Here is a 24,561-nt window from a genome sequence, read left to right as displayed (position 1 = left end):
GTCGTCAAGCGGCGGTTATGCCGCGGCCATTTACGATTTTTTCATTTTTTTGCGCATCATATCAAATGGACGGACCGGCTGCTCGACCTTCATCCGGATGAGCTGCAGCGGATGCCGCGCAGCGTCGAGCGATTTGCCCTCTTCATCCTGCAGCTCGCCCACCGCCTGCTTGAAGAACGTGCCGTTCGGACCGAAGAACTCCACTTCCTGCCCCGGCTTAAAATGGTTCCGCTGCTGGATGAGCGCGGTCTGCGTCGCTTCGTCATACTCCATCACAACGCCGACAAAATCGTACGGAGCCGCTTTGTCCTCGGGCTCGAAAATGTGGTCCTCGTGCCCCGGGCGGTCGTAGAAAAACCCGGTATTGAGCGGACGGTTAGCCGCCTTCTGAATCTCATACAGCCATTCCGGCTTCAACTCGTAATGCTCCGGATCAGCAAAATACGAATCGATGGCCTGACGGTACGCATTGACGACCGTGGCGACGTAGTGAACGCTCTTCATGCGGCCTTCGATTTTGAAGCTGTCGACGCCGGCGCGAATCAGCTCGGGAACGTACTCGATCATGCACAGATCCTTCGAGCTCATCGAGAACGGATTGTCACCCGTTTGAAACAACGGAATTTCCTTGATGCCGATCTGCGGTCCGTTCAGCTCTTCCTCGGTAGTAAACAGATCATATTTCCAGCGACAGGACTGCGAACAGCCGCCGCGGTTCGAGTCGCGATCCGTAAAATGGTTTGACAGCACGCAGCGTCCCGAATAGGAGCTGCACATCGCCCCATGGACGAACACCTCGATCTCCATATCGACGTGCGTCTTGATCTCGACGATTTCTTCCATCGTTGCCTCGCGGGCAAGTACGACCCGGTCGATGCCTTCTTCTTTCCAGAACTGCACGGCTTGACGGTTCATTGTGGACTGCTGGGTGCTCAGGTGAATTTCCAGCTTCGGAGCCGCGCGCTTGCACGTCTCGATAATAATCGGGTCCGCCACGATAATGGCATGCACGCCCGCATCCTGAATGCCGCGAAGATAATCTTCCAAGCCCGACAAATCTTCATTGTGGGCATAAATATTCGTCGCGACGAATACTTTGGCGCCGTATTTCTCCGCAAACTCGACCCCTTCCCGCATTTCCTCGAAGGTGAAGTTGTCCGCGTTCGACCTGAGCCCGTATTGCTGCCCGCCGATATAGACCGCATCCGCCCCGTAGTGAACGGCGAATTTCAGCTTTTCCAAGCTTCCGGCCGGCGCGAGCAGTTCGGGCTTCTCGAACCGCATTCGCTTGCCAAGCAGCTCTTGCTTCAACAATGTCATGATATTCCACCTCGCTTATATCTTCTAATGATATTAATAAACCTGCTCTTTGAAAAAGAATCCGTACGTCAGCTCGCGCCGTTCGTCCTGCAGCGAGCGGATGGCATCCAGCCACTCCTCTTGAAACTCGTAGCCGTCCGGATTCGCCGTATACGCATCAATCGCTTGCCGGTAACCGCGAATCACCGCTTCATTGTACTCCGGCGATTTCAGCAGCGCCTCCAGCTTGAAGCTGTCGATACCGCCTTCCATCAGCTCATGCAGGCTATCCAGCATACAAATGTCGTCCGAGCTCATAATATGCGTGCCGTTCGCATCCTCATAGATCGGATATCGCTCGTCCGGCCGCTCTTGCTCGATCAGGAACAAGCCTTCCTCTTTATCGAGCTCCAGCTTTTCAAGCTCTTGAGGACGTCCCTGATGCTCCTTATAATTGGTCAGGAGGCTCCGCTTTGAATGATAAATATTCGTAATGCCATGAACTTGCACTTCCACTTCCATCGAGCCATCAAGCTGGCGCGCAATTTCCAGCGTCTCCTCCAGGTTCAGCTCGCGGGCCAGCACCATGCGGGCCGCCCCTTTGCTTGCCCAATAGCTAGCCGTCGCATAGTTGGTGGAGGTCATCTCCGCGTTCCAATGCAAACGCATGCCGGGTGCGAAGCCGCGAACCGCCATCAGCACGGCCGGATCACCGAAAACAATGCCATCGATGCCCGCTTGCTGCAGCTGGCCTACGTATTTTTCCAGCTCGGGCAGCAAGTCGTTATCCATAATAGTGTTGACAGCTGCGTATACTTTCGCTCCGTGTTCATGCGCCCAAGTAACGAGCGATGCCAGCTCCTCCGCCATTACTTCCCCCGGCAGCCGCAAGCCGAACCGGTGCTCGCCTACGAGGACAGCGTCCGCCCCTGCTTCGATATACCGCTTCGCTTCTGCGGATGATCCGGCCGAAATCAACAGTTCCGGTTTTTTCATGTGCCCGCTCACCTTCTCCTCACATTGTAAAGCTACGGCTTGGCGCTTTTGGCGCTCTCCGCGATATTCTTCTTATGCTGCTCGAACGTCTCCGCAAACAAATGCGCCTTGCTTCCGTCCTTTTTGGTTACATAAAACAAATATTTGGTATCTGCCGGATAAATCGCCGCTTTGATCGAGGCGAGGCTCGGACTTGCAATCGGTCCGGGCGGCAGTCCTTTATTCAAATACGTATTATAAGGACTTTGAATCTGCAAATCCTTCTCGAACAGCCGTTCCTTCGGCTTGTCGAACAAATACTGCACGGTCGCATCGATTTGCAGCGGCATACCTTGCTTTAAGCGGTTATGAATAACGCCGCTGACGAGCGCTCGCTCGTCTTCGACAACAACCTCACGTTCGATAAGTGAGGCCAGTGTCAGCATCTGATGCACGGTCAAGCCTCGCTGGGCCAATGTCTGCTTCCAATCCTGCGGCAGCTGTCCAAGCTTCTTGTCGAGCTCTTGCGTCATCGTCTCGATCATTTCTTGCGGACTCGTACCCTTTTTCCATTCGTACGTTTCCGGGAACAAATACCCTTCGAGACGGGACCGCAAGGACGCGTCCGCCGGAATCTGCGCCGCTGCGGAGCCTTCAGCCCCCTTGAAGCTTTGTACAAGATTCGTGAACTGCTGCAAGTCAACGCCTTCCTGCTGCTGCAGCTTCTCCGCAATCTGACGCACGGTAAAGCCCTCGGGCACCGTCAAGCGGATGCCGGCTTCCTTTACCGTATCTCCCTGGTTCAGGTGCTCGATGATCACGTCCGGCGATAGCCCGGGCTTCATGGCGTACTCGCCTGCTTGGAAGCGGCCGCCTTCCTGCTTATATTTCAAATACCACGTAAAAACGCGAGCGCTGCGAATAATGCCCTTGCTCTCCAGCTCGGCCGCGAGCTGTCCCGTTCCGGCGCCCGGCGGCAGCGAGATGCGCTGCTCCGTCTCCGAAGCCGGCATCGGCTGAAGCGAGCGGGTCACATACCACCCAAGCCCTGTCCCGGCCCCGGCCATTATTGCAACAATTCCTATTGTTCCCCAAACCCATACCCGTTTCACGGCGCCGCTCCTTCTACATCTCCGCAAACAAACGAAAAAGAGCGGATCATCTCCGCTCAGGCTTCCTTAAGAAAAAAGTTGTACATTACAACTGTTCGTCAGCCGGAAAAGTCAACTCGTCGAAAAGCTCGGAGACGTTTTCCCATTCATCGTCGTCTTCGATCGTTTCAAGCTCAAGCTCCCCGTCATCTTTCCGTGTCACACGGTAAATTTCCGGTTCATCTTCCTTGCCCGGCTTCGCTTTTTCCAGCATCGCGTACCCTTGATCGCCCAGGATCAATTCGGAGACGATACGATAGACGACGGATTCCTGCTCTTCGTCATACAAAATAATATCATCTCCGAACGTTTCCCGCAACTGACGGGTTGGCGTCGCTTCCATATTCGGGTTCAACGTTCCAGCCTCCTTATGCAAACGGCAAGCCTCCCATACGGGAGGCCAGGCGCCATCTTACTTGGACGATTCTTCTTCCTCGTCGTCGTATTCGTCCATCAGCGTGTTGAACGTTTCCTCCACGATATTCCATTCTTCTTCGTCCTCAATCGTATACAGCTGCAGATCGTCGCCGTCTTCCTCATAACGGAACGCATACACTTCGTCGGATTCCTCGTCGGCATCGACAGGAACAACCATCATATACTTTTTATCCGAGTCGTCCACTTCGAATTTCATGATGACTTCGAATTCTTCTTCGTTGCCTTCTTCGTCGGGAATGTAAATAATTTCGGGCTCTTCTTGCAGCTGTTCCTGATTGGTATTTTGATCTTTATCTGTCACCGTTCTTCACCTCTTCGAGTTGGCTTGGGCATCCATATATCCTTGCAAAATGAGCGCAGCCGCCATCTTGTCGATGACCTGCTTTCGTTTCTTGCGGCTAACGTCCGCTTCCAGCAGCGTGCGCTGGGCGGAGGCGGTTGTCAGCCTTTCATCCCACAAATGCACCGGCAATTGTAGGGTTTCATGCACTTGCTCTGAAAATGCGATACAAATTTCTCCACGCGGACCGATCGTGTTGTTCATGTTTTTCGGCAGGCCTACGACGATTTCCGTGACGCCATATTGCGCGATAAGCTCCCGAAGACGGGCCATATCACGCTCCTCGGTCGTTCTCCGGATCACTTCAAGCCCCTGCGCGGTCCAACCGAGCTCGTCGCTGACGGCGACGCCGATCGTCTTGTCCCCGTAATCCAGTCCCATCAAGCGCATTAGGTTCTCCAGTCTGGTAGCTAAGTCCGGTGAATCTTAGGTCACTGCGTGAGCGGATCATTCTTCCAATCGCTGTTGTCTCCGGATTCTTGGATCAGATAACCTTTTGAGAGGTTAGAATCCGGAGACAAAGGCGACCGCTAACGCTTCTCCAGAACGATTCCGCCCCCTCCGCTATATTCACCGGACTTTTAAGATTTATATTGCTGCAAGTAGGAACGAACCAGTTCCTCGATCAATTCGTCCCGCTCTCGCTTGCGGATGATGCTGCGCGCATTGTTGTGACGCGGAATGTAAGCCGGGTCGCCCGAGAGCAAATAGCCTACAATTTGGTTAATCGGATTGTACCCCTTCTCCTGCAGCGCATCGTACACCGCTAGAATGACTTCTTTGGGCGAGGTCTCGATCTCTTCCGCTTTTACATTGAACTTCATCGTTTTATCCATCGAACTCATTTAGAGGCACCCCCCTGCATTGATCAATACTGACTTATTCGCCACGATCCTAAAAATTCCTGTTTACGGCAAAATTATTATTTTGCCGCGACGAGCTGCTCCACGCTTTGCAGCGCTTCCTGCAGCTTGGAAGCGTCCTTGCCGCCGGCCTGCGCCATGTCCGGACGTCCGCCGCCGCTGCCGCCGCAGCGGGAAGCGACTTCTTTGATCAGCTTGCCGGCGTGGTAGCCCTTCGACACCAGATCCGGCGTAACGGCCGCAACCAGATTGACCTTATCCTCCGCAGCGGCTCCGAGCACGATCACGGCCGAGCCGAGCTTTGTCTTCATCTGATCGACGATATTGCGGAGCGTCTCCATATCGCTTGCGCTCACCTGAGCGGCGAGCACCGTTACGCCATCCACCGTTTTCGCCTGATCAGTCAACGAACCTGCTTCAATGCCGCTAAGCTTCGCTTTGAGCGATTCATTTTCGCGCGATACTTCCTTAAGTTGTGCAAACAAGCCGTCGATCCGTTTCGGCACGTCGCCGATGTTCGATTTCAGCAGGCTTGCGGCATCGCGAAGCAGTTGCAGCTGCCCATCCAAATATTGATAGGCATTTCGTCCCGTCGTCGCTTCGATCCGGCGTACACCGGAGCCGATTCCCGACTCGCTGACGATTTTGAACAAGCCGATCTGGCTCGTGTTCCGCACATGGCAGCCGCCGCACAGCTCCAGGCTGTAGCCGCCGACCCGCACGACGCGGACGATATCGCCGTATTTTTCGCCGAACAGCGCCATAGCGCCCATGGTCTTGGCTTCGGCAATCGGCTTGAGCGAAATATCGACTTCGATGCTCTTCCAAATTTGCTCGTTAACCCGCTGCTCGATATCCTGCAGCTCTTCTGCGGAAATGCTGCCGAAGTGCGAGAAGTCGAAGCGCAGGCGCTCGGGCGCAACCAGCGATCCGGCTTGGTTCACGTGCTCGCCGAGCACTTCCTTGAGCGCTTTGTGCAGCAGGTGGGTAGCCGTATGATTTTTAATGATATCTTCGCGCACATCCTGCGTAACCGTTGCCTGAACGGTATCGCCCTTGCGCAGCACGCCCGCTTCCACGACAACGGTATGCACGTGCTGTCCGTGCGGCGCTTTGCCCACGTCCTCAACCTTGAGCACCGTATCGCCTGCGGTAATATACCCGTGGTCGCTGACCTGACCGCCGCTTTCGGCATAGAACGGGGTTTGGTCCAAAATCACCTGGCACGTCTCGCCCGTTCCGACCAGATCGACGAATTGGTTCTCGTGCACGATCGTGATCACTTTAGCAGCAGTTACCAAATCAGTATATCCAACAAACTCGCTTTTAACCGTGAAATCGGCCAGCGGACCGCCCTGCACTTTCATGCTGTCGGTCTCTTTGCGGGCCTCGCGGGCACGGTCGCGCTGCTCCTGCATCGCTTGATCGAAGCCAGCGCGGTCGACCGTCATGCCTTTCTCGGCGGCGAAATCCTCGGTCAAGTCAAACGGGAAGCCATACGTGTCATACAATTTGAACGCATCCGGGCCGCTGATAACCGTGCTGCCTTCGTTGTGGGATTTGTCGACCATTTCGGCCAAAATCGCAAGGCCGTCGGACAGCGTCTCGTGGAAGCGCTCCTCCTCGATGCGGATGATCTTCTCGATGAATTCGCGTTTTTCGACCACTTCCGGGTAGTAGACGCCCATCACCTCGCCGACAATCGGAGTCAGCGTATACAGGAACGGCTTATCCATGCCGAGCACTTTGCCGTACCGCACTGCGCGGCGGAGCAAACGGCGGATGACGTAACCGCGGCCCTCGTTGGACGGAAGCACGCCGTCGCCGACGGAGAAGGCGACCGTACGGATGTGGTCCGCTATCACTTTCAGCGCCACGTCGTACTCTTCGTTTTGCTTGTAAGTCACGCCGGCAAGCTGGGCCGTCTTTTGAATGATCGGCTGGAACAGATCGGTATCGAAGTTCGAATCGACATCCTGCAGAATGGAAGCGAAGCGCTCCAAGCCGGCGCCGGTATCGATGTTTTTGTTCGGAAGCGGCGTATAGCTGCCGTCCTTGTTATGGTTAAACTGCGAGAAGACAAGGTTCCATACTTCAAGGAAGCGCTCGTTCTCTCCGCCCGGCCAGCACTCGGGATCGCTGAGATCGCCGTACTTGTCGCCGCGGTCGTAGAAAATTTCCGTACACGGGCCGCAAGGACCTTCGCCGATGTCCCAGAAATTTTCCTGGAGCTTGTAGATGCGCTCTTCCGGCAGTCCGATCTTTTTATTCCACAGCTCGAACGCTTCGGTATCCTCGGGATATACCGTGACGGACAACCGGTTCGGATCGAAGCCGATCCATTCGGGGCTCGTCAGAAACTCCCAGGCCCACGTGATCGCTTCCTCCTTGAAATAATCGCCGATGGAGAAATTACCGAGCATTTCAAAGAACGTATGGTGACGGCGCGTTTTGCCGACGTTCTCAATATCGTTCGTGCGGATGCACTTCTGCGAGTTCGCGATCCGCGGATTTTCCGGGACGACGCGGCCGTCGAAATACGGCTTCAGCGGCGCCATGCCTGCGTTGATCCACAGGAGCGACGGATCGTTATGCGGCACGAGCGGCGCGCTAGGTTCGATCGTATGTCCTTTGCTTTCAAAAAACTTCAACCATTTTGCGCGAATTTCACTTGCTTTCATTGGGTTCATTTTCCTCCCGACACTTCATTTTAATACAAAAAAACGCCCCTGAAACAGGGACGATTTGCTCGCGGTACCACCCTGGTTATTGTGCGGCTGCATGGATACGCCTTCACAATCTCCTCTGTCCGGACGATAACGGGCCCGCCCGGCGGACTTTTTGAATCCGCGCTCCGAAATGAGCGTTCGGTCATCCTTCATTAGAAAGGTTTTCCCAGCTGGAGCTGCGAGATTGCAAGCAAGCTTGCACCGCGACACCTCCAAAACCTTCTCTCTGGCTAATGGACTATGACGTACTTAAATTTCATCAACGCTTTCATGTGCCTGAAAATAAGCACTATTTATCAAAATTATAGCTTTCGGGCAGCAGACTTGTCAACAGAACGTCTACTGCTCCCAAGCCATGCGCTGGACAAGCCGGTGCCTGAACAGGCTGATTACGAAATCTTCGTAGAAATCGTGCCGGACGATCCATTGATACTCGGCGTCTTCGTGGGCGTAAAATAAGACGTCCGTGATCACGTCGTTGTCGTCGAAATAATCGCGAATCCGCTTGACTGCCTTTTCGACACCGGCATCGGGGCGATGGAGCTTCATCCGGAACTCGACATCTTGTCCGTTCGATTGCTCTTCAATGGTCAGAAGCTCCCGGTCATATTCATAGTACAGCATAAGTGAAGCCTCCTTCGGTTAAACGACTGCTGTTACATCAAATATCTCACATACACGTATAGATTTGCAACAGCTATCGAAAGCAGCATGAGCGGAAAAGCGATCACGAAAAATTTCATGAACGAGATCGGATGTCCTTCCCTTGCCGCCATACCGGCTACGATCAGATTCGCACTCGCGCCGATCAGCGAGCCGTTCCCCCCGAGACAAGCCCCTAGCGCAAGACTCCACCAAAGCGGCTCCAGGTTGCTGACCCCCATCGTGCCCATTTCCTGAATCATCGGAATCATCGTCGCCACGAACGGGATGTTATCCAAAAACGCCGAAGCGATTCCGCTGAGCCAGAGAATAAGCACCGCTGATTTCGTCACATCGCCGCCCGTTACTCCGACCGCGTAGTTCGCCAACGCGGCGATCACGCCGGTTTCAATCAAGCCCGAGACAAGCACGAACAATCCGACGAAGAAGAAGATCGTCGTCCACTCGACCCGCTGAAACGCCTCTTCCAGAAAGTGCTCGCCGGTCAACAGCAGAAGCAGGAAAGCACCCGCGAGCGCTACAGTCGCCGACTCTAAATGGACGATCTGGTGAACGAAGAAGCCGATTAGGGTCAGCCCAAGCACCGCAAGACATTTTTTCAACAGCACTGGATCGCGGATTTCCGCTTTTTCGTTCATTTTCATCAGTCCAAGCCGCAGCTCTTCCGTCGTGCGAATCTGTTTACGGTAAAACAAAACAAAGAAAGGTACGGTTATCGCGAGGATGATCGCCGCAATCGGCGCCAAATTGTTGATGAACGCCATAAAAGTCAGTTCTTTCACCGCGCTACCGATCATGATGTTCGGCGGGTCGCCGATCAGCGTCGCCGTGCCGCCGATATTGCAAGCGAGAATTTGCGACATCAGAAAAGGAACCGGATTTACTCGCAGCTGCCGCGTAATGCTGAAGGTTACCGGCACCATCAGCAGCACGGTCGTCACGTTATCGAGAAACGCCGAGCCGATCGCCGTGACCAGCGAGAGCACGACCATGATGCGGACCGGGTGACCGCCCGCCTTTTTGGCCGACCAGACCGCAATATATTTGAACAGTCCCGTTTCTGCGGTAATGCCGACAATAATCATCATGCCCACCAGCAGGCCAAGCGTATTGAAATCGATATGATGAAGCGCCGTTTCCTGATTGACGATACCCAGAACGACCATCAAAATGCCGCCGATCATGGCAACGATCGTCCGGTGAATTTTTTCCGAAACGATAAAACCGTAGGCTACCGCAAACAATCCGATAGCGATAAGAGCTTGTTGATCCATAATGAAATCCTCTCTCCGATGCAATATTATTGGTGCCGCCAGCTCGCGCCGTTCTTCCGCATAACCCTAAAAAAAGCAAAAAGAAGCCCTTGGTGACAGGCTCCTCCGAAAATCAACGCGATTATGTACTTGTCTTGTGCAACCGGCAGGCATCCGGTCAACGGCCGGATATCGAAGATACGTTCCCCCCCTGCCGCTGCCAACTTATATATACGCACAAGGCAGTCGCTAGGTTTCGCCTGATCAAAAAATTTTTTCTAAAAAATATTCATGTCGTCTTCCGGTGAATGTAATACATGAACACATGCTGCAGAATCACTTTCATGACCGCAAAAAACGGAACCGCCAGTATGAGCCCCGTTACTCCGGCAATCTCCCCGCCCACAAGCAGCGCGAAAATGATCACAAGCGGATGCATATTGAGCGAACGGCCGACTACTTGAGGCGAGATTACATTCCCTTCGAGGATTTGGCAAGCCGTATTGATAAGAGCAACAAACAGCACCATTTTCCAGGAAACCGTGGACGCCACGATCAGTGCCGGTGCCGCCCCGAGAAATGGACCGAGGTAAGGGATAATGTTGAACACCGCAACGACGCTGGCCAGCAGCAGCGCGTAAGGCATGCCGATCAGCCAATACCCGATGTAGGCGAGCAGCCCGACGATCATGCATACAGTAAACTGGCCGCGGATATAGTTGCCAAGCGCCATATCGATATCCATCAGCATGGACACGATTTCTTTGCGGTGCGTTTTCGGCACGATGGCCAGTGTCGATTTTTCGATCAGTTGAAAATCTTTCAGGATATAGAAGGCGACAAACGGAATGATGAAGAGAAGAAAGACCGTATTGATGGTGCTGCCGATACCGTTAATGTATTCCGCAATCGCAAGCGAGATTCCGTTCTCCAGCTTGGAAAGCGACTGCTGAATGCCCATCCGTACGCTGTCCGGGAGAAAGCTGAGTCCGTTTAAGCCGTTTACAACACTTTGCGCCTTAAAGGCGACATCCGGCATCTTATCGTTCAATTCCGCGAGCTGCCGCACGAACATCGGAATAAGGTTCATGAGCACGACGGTCGCCGAAGTAATGAAAACCGCATAAATGAGCAGCACGGCCATCGTTCGCGGCACTTTGCGGGCGCCAAGCAGCGTCACCACCGGATTCAGCACGTAAGAAATGATCAGCGCGATCGCGAACGGCGTCAAAATTTTTTTCAAAAAATCATACAAACCCGTAATCATCGGACGGAGCTGCAGGAGCATGTACAATATGATCAAACCGATCAGCGTATAGATCATGCCGACGAGCAGCCTTTGTTTCGGGAACCGGTCCATAGCGCCCCCCTTTACCTCGATCTGACTTCTGACGAAAAGTTGGCCTTTTTACAGTATATGTACAAGTCCGCGCTCTTAACCCAGCGAACAAAAAAACCGCTTATCCCGGAACGCCTGTTCAAAGCGTCCGGGAAAGCGGCTTGACTATACGATTATACTCGTCAGTTGGCATGAAGCTCGGGCATTTCCTCTTCAAAAAACAAATCGTCGAGCGAGCTAAGCGTGCCGTCTTCCTCCACTTGGAATACGGACATTTTTTCCCCGTTCACCGTCAGTTCGATAAAACAGCCCCAGCAGTAAAACTGATGGGAGCCGATCTTTCCAATATCCTTGGAATTGCAATTTGGACAACGTAACATCGGTATCACCCTATTCTTCTTTTGGTCCGAAGATTTCTTGAAGCGCTTCGCTGGCGTGAACGGGAACAATTAAGGCGTCGTCGCCGACCTTGACCGCATCCGGCATCGGCAGCCATCTGCGCCCTTCCGTGAGATCCGAGATGAAACCTTCGGTCAATTCGTAACCTATTACCTTTATGCCCCTATCCGCTTCCAAATAAACGTCCTCGATCACCCCGAGCTGCTGCCCGTTGACGGTAATGACCGGGAGACCCTTCAGCTTGCGTTCGCCAAACAGCAGCGCCCTGCAAGCGGAGCTTGGATTCAGCGGTCGGACGGCTTGTTCTGCGGCAATCGTAACAGCGTCGTCGCCCATCGCTATCACGTCTTTACGCTCAATACACGTGGCTTCGGAAAACCAATGCCCCGCTTCGAGCAGCACGGACTCGACCTCCCAGCCTTCGTTCAGCAACAGGTCTTTGGCGCTGCCCACTTGTTTCCCTGTCTCTACGCAAATGACCGGCAATCCGATAACATCGCGCGCTTTTTTCAACGAGCTTCTCTCCCAGCCGGCAAATCGAAATTTGCCTATCCTTTAGTACGTAAGCGGCTGATAATGGTTTCAACGGCCGTGGCGACAGCAGCCATTTGTCCGGTGTCGTTGCCTGGTCCGAAGCTGAATCGGATAGCCGATTGCGTCACATCATCCGGCAGCCTCATCGCCTTAAGCACATGAGAGATTTCCAAGGAGCCGGACGTACAAGCCGAGCCGCTTGAAGCCATCACTCCCGCAAGATCCAGATTCATCAGCATCGTCTCGGTAGAAATGCCGGGGAAGCTGACATTCAAAATATGCCGAAGCTTCTCTGTAGGATGACCGTTGACGACAAACTGCCCGGGGGCCAGATGCCGTTCCAATTCGGTGACCATTTCTTGACGTAGTTTTTCCATCTTTTGTTGCACTTCATACCTATTTCGGTCAAAAATTTCTACGGCTTTTGCAAAGCCTGCGATGCCTGCCGTATTTTCCGTCGCCGGACGGCGTTTCCGTTCTTGAGCGCCGCCGTAGAGCAGCGGTGTGACGCGAATGTTTTTGGCTATATATAACGCGCCGACCCCTTTGGGACCGTTCAGTTTATGCGCGGAAAAACTCATCAAATCTACCGGCAGCTCACGAAGATTGATAGGCACGTGAGCCAACGCTTGAACGGCGTCGACATGAAAACAAATGCCGCGCTCCCTGGCAAGGCGTCCGATCGCTTCGATCGGCTGGAGCGTACCCACTTCGTTGTTGCCGTACATGACGCTGATCAGGATCGTATCCGGCCGAATGGCCTCTTCCACATCGTTCGGCGATACTTGGCCGAATCGGTCCACAGGTACATAAGTCACTTCGTATCCAAGCTGTTCCAATCGCTCGCAAGCATGAAGAACGGCATGATGTTCGATCTGTGTCGTTATGATATGCCGGCCGCGTTCCCGGTACGCCTCAGCCGCACCGAACAACGCCATATTGTCGCTTTCCGTTCCGCTCCCTGTGAAAACGAGCTCGGACGGCGCGCAGCCGACAAAAGCGGAGATCCGGTCCCGGGCGGCGCTAAGCGCCATTCTGGCTTCCCGACCGGCTTGATGCGTGCTTGAGGGGTTCCCGTACGCCCCGGTCCAATATGGAAGCATCGCTTCCACGACTTCGGGAAGTACGGGCGTTGTGGCGGCGTGATCTAAATAAATGAGCTCCAAAGCTTTCACCACATCTGTTAGGAGGATTTCAAAGCGGTCTAAATGTAAAACATGTAGCTGTCGTTTTGATTTCCTTCGTCTTTGTAAGAAATCAAATCGTGCAGCGTCGTCGAATCAAGCACCTGCGCAATTCCGTCGCGAATCCGAATCCAGAGTTGGCGCTTGGCCGGATCGTCTTCCTCGGTGAAGTCGACCGGGCTGATCGGACCTTCCAGCACCCGAATCACATCGCCGGAGGAAATGTCTTCGGGCGATTTGGACAAAATATATCCGCCGTATGCGCCGCGGATACTTTTTACGAGACCTGCGTTACGCAGCGGAGCGACCAATTGCTCCAAATAATGCTCGGAAAGCTGATGCTTTTCTGCGATGCTTTTCAGTGAGGTGGGGCCTTCTCCGAACTTCGTCGCGAGCTCCATCATGATCGTGAGTCCGTAGCGGCCTTTGGTGGAAATCTTCAACTTGTAGCACCTCGTTTACATTTCATACATTTTTGTATCGATTCTATGGTAACATAAAACCTTGTAATTTGGGAGAAAAACCGTGGCATATTCATGAAAAATTTTATTCTTTCTTCATTTGAATGTATAATACTTTTAATGTACGAACGATGTACAGGTATAGAAGCGAGGTAATGATCATGACAACAAAACCGCGAGTCGTTCTTGGGATGTCGGGCGGCGTCGATTCTTCGGTATCCGCGCTTGTCCTGAAGGAACAAGGGTACGAGGTCATCGGCGTGTTCATGAAGAACTGGGACGATACCGACGAGTTCGGGCATTGCACGGCGGAAGAGGACGCCGAGGACGTACGCCGCGTCTGCGACCAAATCGGCATTCCCTATTATACGGTAAATTTTGAGAAACCATACATGGATAAGGTGTTCGCCTACTTCCTCGACGAGTACCGCAAAGGGCGGACGCCGAATCCCGACGTGATGTGCAACCGTGAGATTAAATTCGGGGAGTTTTTGAACAAAGCGCTCGAACTCGGCGCCGACTATATCGCCACCGGCCATTACGCCCGTGTCGAGGAGCGAGACGGCAAATACCGGCTGCTGCGCGGGGTCGACAACAACAAGGATCAGACGTACTTCCTGCATGCGCTGAACCAATACCAGCTGTCGAAAGCGATGTTCCCGATCGGCCATCTTCCGAAGTCGGAAGTCCGGGCCATCGCAGAGAAAGCGGGGCTTGCGACCGCGAAGAAAAAAGACAGTACCGGCGTCTGCTTCATCGGCGAAAGGAACTTCAAGGAGTTCCTGAGCGGCTATCTGCCCGCGAAGCCGGGAGAGATGAGAACGCTGGAGGGCGAGGTAAAAGGACGGCACGATGGTCTTATGTACTATACGCTCGGTCAGCGCCAAGGCCTCGGCATTGGCGGCTCCGGCAGCGGAGAGCCTTGGTTCGTCGCTGGCAAAGATTTGGAGAAAAATATTTTGTATGTCGTTCAAGGCGAAAAGCATCCGGCGCTCTACTCGACCGGACTGCTTGCGACCGATTTGAACTGGATCGCCGGCGGACCGCCGAAAGAGCCGCTGCACTGCACGGCGAAGTTCCGCTACCGTCAACCCGACCAAGGCGTGACGGTCCATTTCGGCGAATGCGGCCGCTGCGAAATCGTGTTCGACCAGCCGCAGAAGGCGATTACCCCAGGGCAATCTGTCGTTTTCTATGACGGGGAAGTCTGTCTCGGCGGCGCGGTAATCGACAAAATTTTGCAGTAAGTCGGCATATATGTGTAGCAAAAGGGAGCCTTTCGGTGTAAACCAGGAGCTCCCTTTTTATTTATGCCGGCATTATTTTTTCAAGGCTTGATCCAGCTTATATTGTCCGATTGTATTCAACTCAACCAGCATATGGTCTAATTCAAGCTCGCCTTCAATCACTCTGGTCATGGATTGTTGGACCTGCTCATAAAACTCGGTTGAAAATTCATAGGGGATGGAAGGCGTATAAGCGTCTTGGGGGGATAGTTTATAGAATGCTTCCATATAATTATCCTTCTTTTGCATGCTGTCTATATAAGCTGGAAGACTGCCGTGGGTACCTGCCCGGCTATTCAGCTTCGCAAACTTTTCGCTATGGATATACTCCAGCAGCTGCCAGGCACCGTCTACGTTTTTGGATCCGGAATAAATTCCGAACAATTTATTGGGAGCAAGAGACATGCTCTGATTGGGTGCGGCGAGATTCACTGGCTCCGTAGCGACTCCCCATTCGAAATCAACGTTTGAAAGATACTCCAATTCATACGAGTACTCTACCGTCATGGCCGCTCGCCCTTGTATGAACGGATTTTCAAGCAGCAGGTTTCCCTTTTGCGTGTCACCCGGTTGGTTGATATAAACCGTGCCTTCCTTTGTTCTTGAAATTACCATATCCATAATGCGTCTCCAGCTTGGAGCATTGATCATGATTTTCTGTCCGGCTGTATCCGTCAAGCTTAAGCCTTCGGTTTCTGCGATATTTTGAACAAGCCAGAAAGGATGGCGAATGTTATGGTAGTAACCGTATGTGCTGCCGTCATTGCGCTCCGATTTTGCAAACCGTGCAGCCAGTTGAAACACTTCCTCCCAGCTCATATGATCCGTTGGATAACGTATCCCGAATTGATCGAATAACGTCTTGTTATAAAATAAGGCTTTGGATTGAAAGGTCGGTGATAGGCCGTACAAGCGTCCCCCGCCTTTATTCCTTAGGTAAGCGGTCATACTTTTGTTCATCCGTTCCAGGTTGACGTCTTTTGATTTTTTTAGAAGTGGCTCCAGATCGATAAGCATTCCATCCTCAACAAAGCTTTGAAGATCAAAGTTGAAGATGAGATCGGGCTGTTCTTTTTTTACAAGCTCCCGATACCCTTCCATGGAAAATCCTTTCTTGTAGTAATCATCCAATGAGACGACTTCGATCTCGACATGAGGGTTTTGAGCAGTAAACAGCTTACCGTAAATCTTATGGAAACTTTGTTTATCGTGATAAAATACCTTTAGCTTCGTTGCTTTGTCTTCGGGCTTCATGCCGGTACATCCCGTTAAGAGACAAAACAAACAAAGAAGCAGTTTCAATCGGATCCTCAGTTGATTCATTTTTTCGCGGCTCCCTATTTTACAAGTCAGTTACTTCGTTCGATTCACCCTTCCAAAATTGGATATACATACCTATCGTAACATAAAAAGCCGGCTGAAGCTGTTCAGCAGGCTCTCTATACTACATTATGAAGTTGATGAATGCGATGCGGCTTGTTCGGAAATTGCTTCCCGCTGCGCAGGGGAAATGTGGATTTTTTCCCGGCTCATCCATAAGACGCACAAAATCGTAAGCGCAGCAGGAATCAAAGCCCACAGGAACGTGTGCGAAATCGACGTCGACAACGACGCCGTAAAATACTGCTTGCCGTGCCGCACAGGACGGAGCCAAGCAAAAATACGATTAAGCTGAACACGAAAAACCGCTTGCGTCCATACATATCGGATAGCTTGCCGAAGATCGGCATCCCCGCCATCTCGGCCACCATGTAAGCGGATGTTACCCAGACAAATTTGTCCAATCCGCCGAGCTCAGCTACGATCGTCCCCATCGCCGTCGCTACGATCGTATTGTCCATCGCCGCCATCAGGATGCCCAGTAAGAGACCGGCGACGACGAAGCCAAGGCGGCTCAACTAGATTTGCCGGTACTCATAGATTTTTGCTCCCTTGAACGGGTTCAAGCTTTCTTTGTATTCGACCAGATCGATTTCACAGCCCGGGCCGATCGTAATCCGGTTGCCCCGGACGACTTTGGCCGTCGTATTCTCCAAATAAATTTCGTCCCCTTCGATCGTTTCAGCGTCGAGCTTCGCGTCGAGCATCGGCAGTAACGACGTGAGAAGCGACTTGAAGCCTTTTTTGCGCACCGTGATCACTTCGCCGCCGATTTCCTGCGCGGAGCTGGCACCGTAAAGCGAAATATCGATAACGCCCGCATTCAATAAACCGTCGATCCGGAACGCTCCCTTGGCATTGAACGTTTCCGCCTCGCAGTCTCCGGCGACGGTCAAGTCCCCTTCCAGATCGATCCGGTCGCCGTTCATGTTCCCCTGAACCCGAGCGCTGCCCCGGCATTTAAAATCCAAATACGATACGTTTCCTTCCAGCTTGAAATCCCCATAAACTTTAATGTCCTCGCTCTCGACACTGCCGTTCATCGACGACACACCGTTCACTTGGATGAACTTGGCCTTCACTTGGCCGGAGATTTCGCTGACTCCGTTCGTCTTGAACTGCAAGCAATCGATATCGCCATAAACTTTGCCTTCGCCGTTAATTTTCACGTCCCGGTAGCTTCCGCCCGAGGAAGAGCCGCTGCCCGAAATAACGAGGTCACGGCGGTTGTTGCTATCCATAGTTATCCCTCCGTACTTGCTGCATTTTATATTTTTCTTAAAACGCATTACGATAATTTGATTTTCAATTCCTCTGCGCACTGGCCTATCGAAATCCGCGCTACCACCCTCACCCGCGGTTCGAAATACACTTCGCCCGGACTCGCCGCAATCACGAAGCCGGACATGCCCATCTTGCGAAAAAAGATCAGCTCGGCAGTTTTGCCTTGAAGCTTCGGATAATGCTCCGCCATGGTCTGAATAAGGCCTTTCCCTTCCTCCAACGTCATCTCTCCGGTTTGCAGCAGCTTGTCGAGCGCATACATGCATATTATGTTTTCAAAATCGTAGACCGCGCTCGCTCCCTGCTGTTCGATGTAAAAATCAAGCGTCTCTTTCGTAACAATGTTGCGTTTTTCCAACTCCGCACGCCCAAGAGCAACTTCGCTCAAATTGGGAGAAAATACATCCGCCAGCTCATCCAGCGATAAATCGTCTTTCATATTCACGATTTTATCGATCCGCGCCAGAATGCTCTCCTTCGGAAAAAAGGTCTCCTGTCCCGTAAATGTCGACTTTCGAATAAACCATTCTTCCGGAATGAGATTTTTTCGTTTCCAGCGGTATAATTGGCCGTAAGAGATGCCCGTCAGTTCAAGCAAATCTTTTTTGGAGATCAATTCCCGTTCCGTCACCTTCAACGCCTCCTTACGAAAACAAGTGTAACATAACATTGTTACGTTGTAAATCGTAAAATAAAAAAAGCTTCCGGGAGCGAAGCCTTTTTTGCGGAAACTATGTGGTTTCCCAGAGACATGGCATGCTTGTTGACGGTGCAAACTACCCGATGCTCAGAGACTAATTTAAAAATAATTGAAGGGGGAAACTCGGCACGAACGTCAAAGGGTTCAAAACAATACAAGGATGTGGAACCATTGAATACGCAAAAACCAGGATTTATCGGGGCCTTTTATTATTTGCTTTATCTTCTTCCCGCAGGCATTGTCGGATTCACGCTGACAATCGTCGGTGTTGTCTTGTCCATCGGACTGATGCCACTGTTCGTCGGCTTTCCGCTTATGATCATGACAGCGCGGTTTGCCAAGCACATGACCGTTTTGGACGCAAGGTTGGCCGCCAGGCTGCTTCAATCCCCTTCGACTGCCACAAATTCCGCTCAATCTGATAATTTCGATCCCGGGCGGCATGGCAGAAGAGGCCTCTTCGCCCAGTTAAGAGCGGAGCTTTCCGATCCGGCAACTTATGTAGGACTGCTGTTCCAAATCGTCAAACTGCCCTTGGGCATCATTTCGTTTACGCTTGCCGTTACGATCGTAGCCGTTAATTTGGCACTCTTGGCGTCTCCACTCGTCTATACGATTTTGCTGCAATCGATCGGCATCGATATTTTCGAGAGAGAACTGTTCGCCCGTTTACTTCCGACGGATTTCAGTTCGCTCCAAATCTCGCTTATTTATGCAGGAATCGGTCTGCTGCTTCTGCCCGTAACCAATAGCTTGATCCGTCAAAGCGCCTTATTCTTCGGACGCATCGCCATCGAAATTTCCGATCCAGCCGGGGGAAGAGCCGGTGAAGCTCCGCTGCAGCGGGCCTAAGCGGGCTTATTTCCCCGGAAATGTTCCACCCTCGACTCCGCCGGGGTACCCTGCGGCTTCACTCTGCCGCAGGCTTGTTATATTTCGCGAAAATTTTCGCTTCCACTCCGCTATTTTGCGGCTGATAAAATCGCTTGCCCTTCACTTCCGGAGGAAGATATTCGTTCCGGGCATTCGGATGATCGATAGGATTCGAATAAGTTCTCGTACCGTCGCGAACATCTGCTGGGACCTCGTAAGCTTTCGTCTGCTTGACGTAGTCGAGCGCTCCGTTGATCGCTTTATAGACCGCATTGCTTTTCGGACTCTCGCAAATGAACACGACGGCTTCGGCGATCGCCATTCGCGCTTCCGGCATGCCGACAAATTCGACGGCATCTTTGGCCGCCAATGCGATTTGCAGAGCGGTCGGATTGGCCATGCCCACATCCTCCGTCGCATGAACGACGATTCTGCGGCAGATGTATAGCGGGTCCACACCCGAATACAGCATGCGCGCCAGCCAATAGATGGCCGCGTCCGTCTGTCCGCCGCGGAGCGACTTGCAAAAGGCGGACGTCATGTCGTAAAAATCGGTATGGGTTATCGCATTGATCCGGGACTCGAACGATTCCTGAATCGTCTGCAGCTCAATCGTTTGTGAATCGTGCAGCGAATAGGCGGCCGTTTCCAAGGCGATCAAAGCATTTCTTACATCGCCATTGCAGACATCGCATAAGTAATCCATCGCTTCCTGTGTAATCCCATACTCCCCGCCCAGCCCTCTTTCGGGGTCCGCCAATGCCTGACGCAAAATTTGCTCCAGATCGTCTTTTTGCAGCGCTTCAAGCCGATACACGCGGCAGCGGCTGACAAGAGGCGGTATGATATCGTGTGCGATGCTTTCCGTCGTAGCGCCGATCAGAATAATGGTTCCGTCTTCGACAATAGGCAGCAGCGACTCCTGCACGTTGCTTTTGAGCGCGTGAATTTCATCCAAGAACAGAATCGTCCGCTGATTGTACAGCTTCAGATTGTCTTTGGCTTTTCGGGCGACTTCTCGCAGATCCGAAACCGAAAGCGAGACGCCGTTCAATTTCTCAAAATGCGAGCTCGTCATGCCGCTGATGATCGTGGCGAGCGTCGTTTTGCCGCTGGAAGGCGGACCTTGCAAAATCATGGAGCCGATCTTGTCCGTTTCGATGAGCCGGCGCAGCACCTTGCCTTCGCCGAGCAAATGCTTCTGTCCGAAAAATTGCTCCAGATTTTGCGGGCGCATTCTTTCCGCCAGCGGCTTGTAATCGTTCGTCCGGTTAAAATCGAATAAGTCCATGGTTTTCTCTGACCGCCAATCCTGAATATTCGCAAAAAAAGCACAGGCCCTTCACGCCGCTTAGGTGCTGCGAACGTATGACCCATGCTTTTTATTATAAAAGCAGTTTGGACGATTTACAAAGGTTTAAGGCTCAGCCCGAGCCAAGCTGACCGATGCCGAGAGCAAGCCGGCGCTCCATGATGTGCCGGACATCCGATGCTTGATCGGGGCTGCACTCCACAATCACGACAACGTCCGCGCCATGTTCTCTCCGCTTGCTTTTTTTTCGCCGTTTGCAGTGAATCAGCCAGTCCAGTACAAAACCAAGAGCAGCGCCTGCCGCAAGGCCGAGCAGCCCGCCGATAATCGGGCCGATGGCCCAGCGGAAACCCAGCGATGCTCCGAGTACGGAACCGATCGTTCCGAGTACGGCGGGCCCGTCCAGCATGCTGGCCCCGTCGGAATGACGGATCGTATCGAATACCCTTATCTCCTGCTGGCCACTTTCCTTAAGCGGAACCGCGGCAATTGCTTCGGCAAGGATGCCTTGCCGCTCCAATTCGCAGATGGCCAGCTCCAGCTCCGACGAATGGCGAAAAGTCGCTACGATATACATCTTCTACCGCCCCGTCGCCCGGCAGAAGCCGAGGCGCAGTGTCCCATAGTTCCGCTCCAGCCATTGCTTCTGGGCCTTATCGAATAATTTATTGTATTCGACCGAAAACACATAAGCCTCGTAAGCCGCAAAGCAGTAAAAAGAAGGCATAAACAAGGCCCATTGCGCGTTAATCGAGTGCCACGCCTGTACGTTACTCCCTGCCATAGTAAAGAGTACGATTTCTGCAATAGCCGAGAAATACATAAAGCCGATCCACCCGGCCATCAGAAAAAAGCCGATAGGAATGCGGCGAAGATACAGCTGCCCAAGTCCCGGCATGAGCATGGACCAAGCCATAGCGAGCCAGGGCGAGCTTTTGTCCAGATGATTCACGGACATTCCGCTCATTTTAAAAGATTCAATGGGCGCACCTTCCCATTCGGCCAAAACCCACTCCTTGTTCAGCTCAATCGTTTTGCGGTAGCTGTCCCAGATGGCATAAATATAGACGGGAATATACAGCAGCAGCCAACGTGGATTCAGCACCTGCTTCGACAGATCGATATGCCCCGTAAAAGAGCAGACCATCGAGGTATTGATTCCCGACTGCATGTTGATTCCAATTTCCCATAATATCAAAATAAACCCTTTAATCTGACTGCCTAGGAGTAAATGGCCAAATCCCGGAAACGCAGCCGACCACCAAGCGATCACCCAGGGCTTACGCAAATGCAGCAGGTTGATATTCAAGGTTCCGAAATAAGCCAAATAGCGCTTGTGGCTTCCCGCAGTTGGGCTTCGTTCCATGGTCCGCACTCCGATTGAAAAAGGATAAAATCACCTTTGAATTCACCTTTTCTATCTTGCCCCAAAAATGACAAAAAAAGCATCCTTTTCGCGTTTTCGCTGCAAAGGATGCTTTCTTTATGCCGAATGGCTGATTATGCTACTTCAGTCCGGCCTTAGCCAACAGGTCGCGGACAGCGACGCCGACCATGATCAGACCGGCGACCGGTGGAACGAACGCGTTGCTGGCCGGCGGCTGCTGCGCTTTACGAATCTCGGGCGCATTCTCCGGCACGATCCGCTGCGTGACATCAATCCGCGGCTTGATCGGTTCTTCCGTCGAAAAAACGACCTTGACGCCCTTCTTGATGCCTTCCTTCCGCAGCTTGTGGCGAATTACCCGCGCCATCGGATCGACGCTCGTCTTGGAAATATCGGCCACCTGAAACCGGGTTGGATCCATTTTATTCGCAGCGCCCATACTGGAAATGAGCGGGATTTTCCGCTGTAGGCATTGCTTGATCAGATGAATTTTGTAGCTGATCGTATCTGAAGCGTCCAATATATAATCCAGCGGATATTGGAATAGCAGTTCATACGTTTCTTCGGTATAAAACATTCGCAGGGCGACGGCATCGCATTCCGGGTTGATTTGCAGGATACGATCTCGCATCAGCTCCGCCTTCGGCTGACCGACCGTCGTCGTCAAAGCATGAATTTGCCGGTTCACATTCGTAATGTCGACGACATCCTTATCGATCATGATGATCCGGCCCACGCCGGTACGGGCCAACGCTTCGGCGGCGATCGAACCGACGCCGCCGATGCCGAGAACCGCCACCGTACTATTTTTCATGATCTCAAGCCCTTCCGGGCCGATCGCCAGCTCCGTACGGGAAAATTGATGCAGCATGGCTTACTGTCCACACTCCTCTTATTCGGGTCTTAAGCTTTGGTGGAAGGCTGCTTGAGCGCCAACCGAATGGACAGGTCCTCAAGCTGCTTGGCATCCACGGGACCCGGAGCTCCTGTCAACAGGTCCGATGCGCTGGCCGTTTTCGGGAAGGCAATCGTTTCGCGCAGGTTGGTGCGGCCGGTAATCAGCATCACGAGCCGGTCAAAACCGAAAGCAATGCCCCCGTGAGGCGGCGTACCGTATTCGAAAGCCTCCAGCAGGTAGCCGAATTTCTCCTGCACCTCTTCCTTAGAAAGGCTCAGCGTAGCGAACATTTTCTCTTGCACTTCACGCTGATAAATCCGCATGGAGCCGCCGCCGACTTCGTAGCCGTTCAGCACAAGGTCGTAGGCCTGCGCACGGATTTGTCCCGGATCGGTGTCGAAGTAATGCATGTCTTCTTCCTTCGGACGGGTAAACGGATGATGCTCCGCCACATAGCGCTTCGCTTCTTCGTCATAGCCGAGCAGCGGGAAGTCCACTACCCACGCGAACTTGAATTTGCTGTCGTCGATCAGGCCCAACTGACGGCCGATTTTCAAACGAAGGTTACCGAGCACGTCGGCAACGACCTTCTTCGTATCGGCGGAGAACAACAGCAAGTCGCCTTCTTCGGCTTCCAGACGCTGCTTGAGTTGCTCCAGCTCCTGCTCGTTGAAAAATTTCACGATCGGCCCTTTCAGCTCGCCGTCTTTATACGTCATCCACGCAAGCCCTTTGGCCCCGTAGCGTGCGGCGAATACGCCGAGATCGTCGATTTCCTTGCGGCTCCAAGCGGCGCAGCCTTTGGCATTGAGCGCCTTCACCTGGCCGCCCTTTTTAATGATGTTCGCAAATACTTGGACGCCCGATTCGGCGACAATGTCCGAAACGTCCTGCAGCTCCAGGCCGAAACGAAGATCCGGCTTGTCGGAGCCGTATTTGCCCATCGCGTCCGCATAACTGATGCGTTGGAACGGCGTTTTGATGTCGGCGCCAGCTGTTTCTTTAAACAGGCGTACGACGAGCTTCTCCATCATGCCGAGCAATTGATCCTGCGACAGGAACGACGTCTCGATGTCCACCTGCGTAAATTCCGGCTGGCGGTCGGCGCGCAGATCTTCGTCGCGGAAGCAGCGGGCGATTTGGTAGTAGCGCTCCATGCCGCTTACCATCAGCAGCTGCTTGAAAATTTGCGGCGACTGCGGCAGCGCGAAAAATTCGCCCGGGTGAACACGGCTTGGCACCAAGTAATCGCGTGCGCCTTCCGGCGTGCTGTTGATCAAAATCGGCGTTTCCACCTCGATAAAGCCGTTCTCGTCCAAATAATCGCGGAAAATTTTGGCCGCTTTGGCGCGAAGCATCAAAGTACGCTGCATTTCCGGACGGCGCAGGTCGAGATAGCGGTGCTTGAGACGCAGCGATTCGTCGATTTCAATCCCGTCTTCGATGAAGAACGGCGGATTTTTCGCGGCATTCAAGATCTCAATCTCCTTGATGCGAACTTCGATCTCTCCGGTCGGAAGATTCGGGTTGACGGTCTCCGCATCCCGCTCAACGACTTCGCCGCGTACAGCGAGCACGTACTCGTTACGCGCCCGATCGGCTACCGCAAGCGCTTCGCCAGAAAAAGCCGGATTAAATACGACTTGTACGATCCCGCTCCGGTCGCGCAGATCGATGAACAATACCCCGCCCAAGTCGCGGCGGCGCTGGACCCAACCGTTCAGCGTTACCGTCTCTCCCACATTAGCTTTGCTCAAAGTGCCGCAATGCTGCGTTTTTAACATCGTCGTCATGGTGTTTGTTACCTCCGTTT

General features: G+C 52.9%; 25 protein-coding genes and 1 pseudogene. 2 read left to right on the top strand and 24 right to left on the bottom strand.

The genetic code is table 11. The features are described from left to right. Window positions 1-30: 30 nt before the first annotated feature. The 15 genes from ET33_RS28085 to cymR form a co-directional block, all read right to left on the bottom strand. A complete protein-coding gene (locus ET33_RS28085; RefSeq protein WP_036689967.1) occupies window positions 31-1,320 on the bottom strand; it encodes a peptidase U32 family protein in 1,290 nt (429 codons plus the stop codon). 33 nt (window positions 1,321-1,353) lie between these two features. Continuing rightward, window positions 1,354-2,295, bottom strand: coding sequence for a peptidase U32 family protein (locus ET33_RS28080; protein WP_036689966.1), 942 nt, complete (start codon window positions 2,293-2,295; stop codon window positions 1,354-1,356). A gap of 32 nt (window positions 2,296-2,327) precedes the next feature. Beyond that, window positions 2,328-3,386 carry an endolytic transglycosylase MltG gene (gene mltG / locus ET33_RS28075; RefSeq protein ID WP_036689965.1) on the bottom strand — a complete coding sequence of 353 codons (1,059 nt, stop codon included), beginning with the start codon at window positions 3,384-3,386 and terminating at the stop codon, window positions 2,328-2,330. A gap of 85 nt (window positions 3,387-3,471) precedes the next feature. Beyond that, window positions 3,472-3,768 carry a DUF1292 domain-containing protein gene (locus tag ET33_RS28070; protein WP_036689997.1) on the bottom strand — a complete coding sequence of 99 codons (297 nt, stop codon included), beginning with the start codon at window positions 3,766-3,768 and terminating at the stop codon, window positions 3,472-3,474. 69 nt (window positions 3,769-3,837) lie between these two features. Continuing rightward, window positions 3,838-4,164, bottom strand: coding sequence for a DUF1292 domain-containing protein (locus ET33_RS28065; protein ID WP_036689964.1), 327 nt, complete (start codon window positions 4,162-4,164; stop codon window positions 3,838-3,840). 6 nt (window positions 4,165-4,170) lie between these two features. Next, complete coding sequence (gene ruvX, locus ET33_RS28060; RefSeq protein ID WP_036689962.1) at window positions 4,171-4,593, bottom strand: Holliday junction resolvase RuvX; 423 nt, start codon at window positions 4,591-4,593, stop codon at window positions 4,171-4,173. A 191-nt stretch (window positions 4,594-4,784) separates the two neighbouring features. Next, window positions 4,785-5,048, bottom strand: coding sequence for an IreB family regulatory phosphoprotein (locus tag ET33_RS28055; RefSeq protein WP_010497096.1), 264 nt, complete (start codon window positions 5,046-5,048; stop codon window positions 4,785-4,787). Window positions 5,049-5,125: 77 nt separating this feature from the next. Further along, entirely contained in the window at window positions 5,126-7,747 is a 2,622-nt protein-coding gene (alaS, locus tag ET33_RS28050; protein WP_036689961.1) for an alanine--tRNA ligase, read from the bottom strand. Between the two features lie 387 nt (window positions 7,748-8,134). After that, window positions 8,135-8,419 carry a hypothetical protein gene (locus ET33_RS28045; protein WP_010497092.1) on the bottom strand — a complete coding sequence of 95 codons (285 nt, stop codon included), beginning with the start codon at window positions 8,417-8,419 and terminating at the stop codon, window positions 8,135-8,137. A gap of 32 nt (window positions 8,420-8,451) precedes the next feature. Next, complete coding sequence (locus tag ET33_RS28040) at window positions 8,452-9,732, bottom strand: ArsB/NhaD family transporter (protein ID WP_036689960.1); 1,281 nt, start codon at window positions 9,730-9,732, stop codon at window positions 8,452-8,454. Between the two features lie 268 nt (window positions 9,733-10,000). After that, on the bottom strand, window positions 10,001-11,071 hold the full coding sequence (locus ET33_RS28035; RefSeq protein WP_036689959.1) for an AI-2E family transporter: 1,071 nt from the start codon (window positions 11,069-11,071) through the stop codon (window positions 10,001-10,003). A 161-nt stretch (window positions 11,072-11,232) separates the two neighbouring features. After that, window positions 11,233-11,430 carry a hypothetical protein gene (locus tag ET33_RS28030; protein WP_010497085.1) on the bottom strand — a complete coding sequence of 66 codons (198 nt, stop codon included), beginning with the start codon at window positions 11,428-11,430 and terminating at the stop codon, window positions 11,233-11,235. 10 nt (window positions 11,431-11,440) lie between these two features. Then, window positions 11,441-11,962 carry a PRC-barrel domain-containing protein gene (locus ET33_RS28025; protein WP_036689958.1) on the bottom strand — a complete coding sequence of 174 codons (522 nt, stop codon included), beginning with the start codon at window positions 11,960-11,962 and terminating at the stop codon, window positions 11,441-11,443. A gap of 35 nt (window positions 11,963-11,997) precedes the next feature. After that, window positions 11,998-13,149: a cysteine desulfurase family protein gene (locus tag ET33_RS28020; RefSeq protein WP_036689957.1), complete on the bottom strand. Its 1,152-nt coding sequence runs from the start codon at window positions 13,147-13,149 to the stop codon at window positions 11,998-12,000. Window positions 13,150-13,187: 38 nt separating this feature from the next. Next, window positions 13,188-13,610, bottom strand: a complete 423-nt coding sequence (gene cymR, locus ET33_RS28015) for a cysteine metabolism transcriptional regulator CymR (RefSeq protein ID WP_010497078.1) — start codon at window positions 13,608-13,610, stop codon at window positions 13,188-13,190. Window positions 13,611-13,783: 173 nt separating this feature from the next. Here cymR and mnmA point away from each other — a divergent pair, with 173 nt between their 5' ends. Then, window positions 13,784-14,875 (top strand): tRNA 2-thiouridine(34) synthase MnmA, encoded by a 1,092-nt coding sequence (mnmA, locus tag ET33_RS28010; protein ID WP_036689956.1) that lies wholly within the window; start codon window positions 13,784-13,786, stop codon window positions 14,873-14,875. A gap of 72 nt (window positions 14,876-14,947) precedes the next feature. Here the strand turns inward: mnmA and ET33_RS28005 are convergent, their stop codons facing one another. The 4 genes and pseudogenes from ET33_RS28005 to ET33_RS27990 all read right to left on the bottom strand — a co-directional run bounded on the left by ET33_RS28005 (window position 14,948) and on the right by ET33_RS27990 (window position 18,248). Then, complete coding sequence (locus tag ET33_RS28005; RefSeq protein ID WP_036689954.1) at window positions 14,948-16,168, bottom strand: extracellular solute-binding protein; 1,221 nt, start codon at window positions 16,166-16,168, stop codon at window positions 14,948-14,950. 291 nt (window positions 16,169-16,459) lie between these two features. After that, window positions 16,460-16,764: pseudogene (locus ET33_RS38645) on the bottom strand (MFS transporter); the annotation flags it as partial. 48 nt (window positions 16,765-16,812) lie between these two features. Continuing rightward, window positions 16,813-17,535: a hypothetical protein gene (locus ET33_RS27995; RefSeq protein ID WP_036689952.1), complete on the bottom strand. Its 723-nt coding sequence runs from the start codon at window positions 17,533-17,535 to the stop codon at window positions 16,813-16,815. 47 nt (window positions 17,536-17,582) lie between these two features. After that, window positions 17,583-18,248: a YhbD family protein gene (locus tag ET33_RS27990; RefSeq protein ID WP_051775720.1), complete on the bottom strand. Its 666-nt coding sequence runs from the start codon at window positions 18,246-18,248 to the stop codon at window positions 17,583-17,585. A gap of 201 nt (window positions 18,249-18,449) precedes the next feature. Here ET33_RS27990 and ET33_RS27985 point away from each other — a divergent pair, with 201 nt between their 5' ends. After that, the gene (locus ET33_RS27985) at window positions 18,450-19,130 is read left to right on the top strand and encodes a sensor domain-containing protein (RefSeq protein WP_051775718.1); all 681 of its coding nucleotides are present in this window, start codon (window positions 18,450-18,452) and stop codon (window positions 19,128-19,130) included. 58 nt (window positions 19,131-19,188) lie between these two features. On the opposite strand, the gene ET33_RS27980 is transcribed toward ET33_RS27985, so the two are convergent. The 5 genes from ET33_RS27980 to aspS form a co-directional block, all read right to left on the bottom strand. Further along, window positions 19,189-20,442 carry a replication-associated recombination protein A gene (locus ET33_RS27980; RefSeq protein ID WP_036689950.1) on the bottom strand — a complete coding sequence of 418 codons (1,254 nt, stop codon included), beginning with the start codon at window positions 20,440-20,442 and terminating at the stop codon, window positions 19,189-19,191. Between the two features lie 133 nt (window positions 20,443-20,575). After that, window positions 20,576-21,040 carry a hypothetical protein gene (locus ET33_RS27975; protein ID WP_036689949.1) on the bottom strand — a complete coding sequence of 155 codons (465 nt, stop codon included), beginning with the start codon at window positions 21,038-21,040 and terminating at the stop codon, window positions 20,576-20,578. Between the two features lie 3 nt (window positions 21,041-21,043). After that, a complete protein-coding gene (locus ET33_RS27970; RefSeq protein WP_036689947.1) occupies window positions 21,044-21,829 on the bottom strand; it encodes a hypothetical protein in 786 nt (261 codons plus the stop codon). A 139-nt stretch (window positions 21,830-21,968) separates the two neighbouring features. Then, window positions 21,969-22,721, bottom strand: coding sequence for a tRNA threonylcarbamoyladenosine dehydratase (locus ET33_RS27965; RefSeq protein WP_036689946.1), 753 nt, complete (start codon window positions 22,719-22,721; stop codon window positions 21,969-21,971). Window positions 22,722-22,753: 32 nt separating this feature from the next. After that, window positions 22,754-24,541: an aspartate--tRNA ligase gene (gene aspS / locus ET33_RS27960; protein ID WP_036689945.1), complete on the bottom strand. Its 1,788-nt coding sequence runs from the start codon at window positions 24,539-24,541 to the stop codon at window positions 22,754-22,756. Window positions 24,542-24,561: the final 20 nt, after the last annotated feature.

Source organism: Paenibacillus tyrphae, from assembly GCF_000722545.1.
Lineage (GTDB): Bacteria > Bacillota > Bacilli > Paenibacillales > NBRC-103111 > Paenibacillus_G > Paenibacillus_G tyrfis.
The sequence above is the reverse complement of the archived record's forward strand: the minus strand, read 5'-3'. Positions and strand labels throughout refer to the sequence as shown.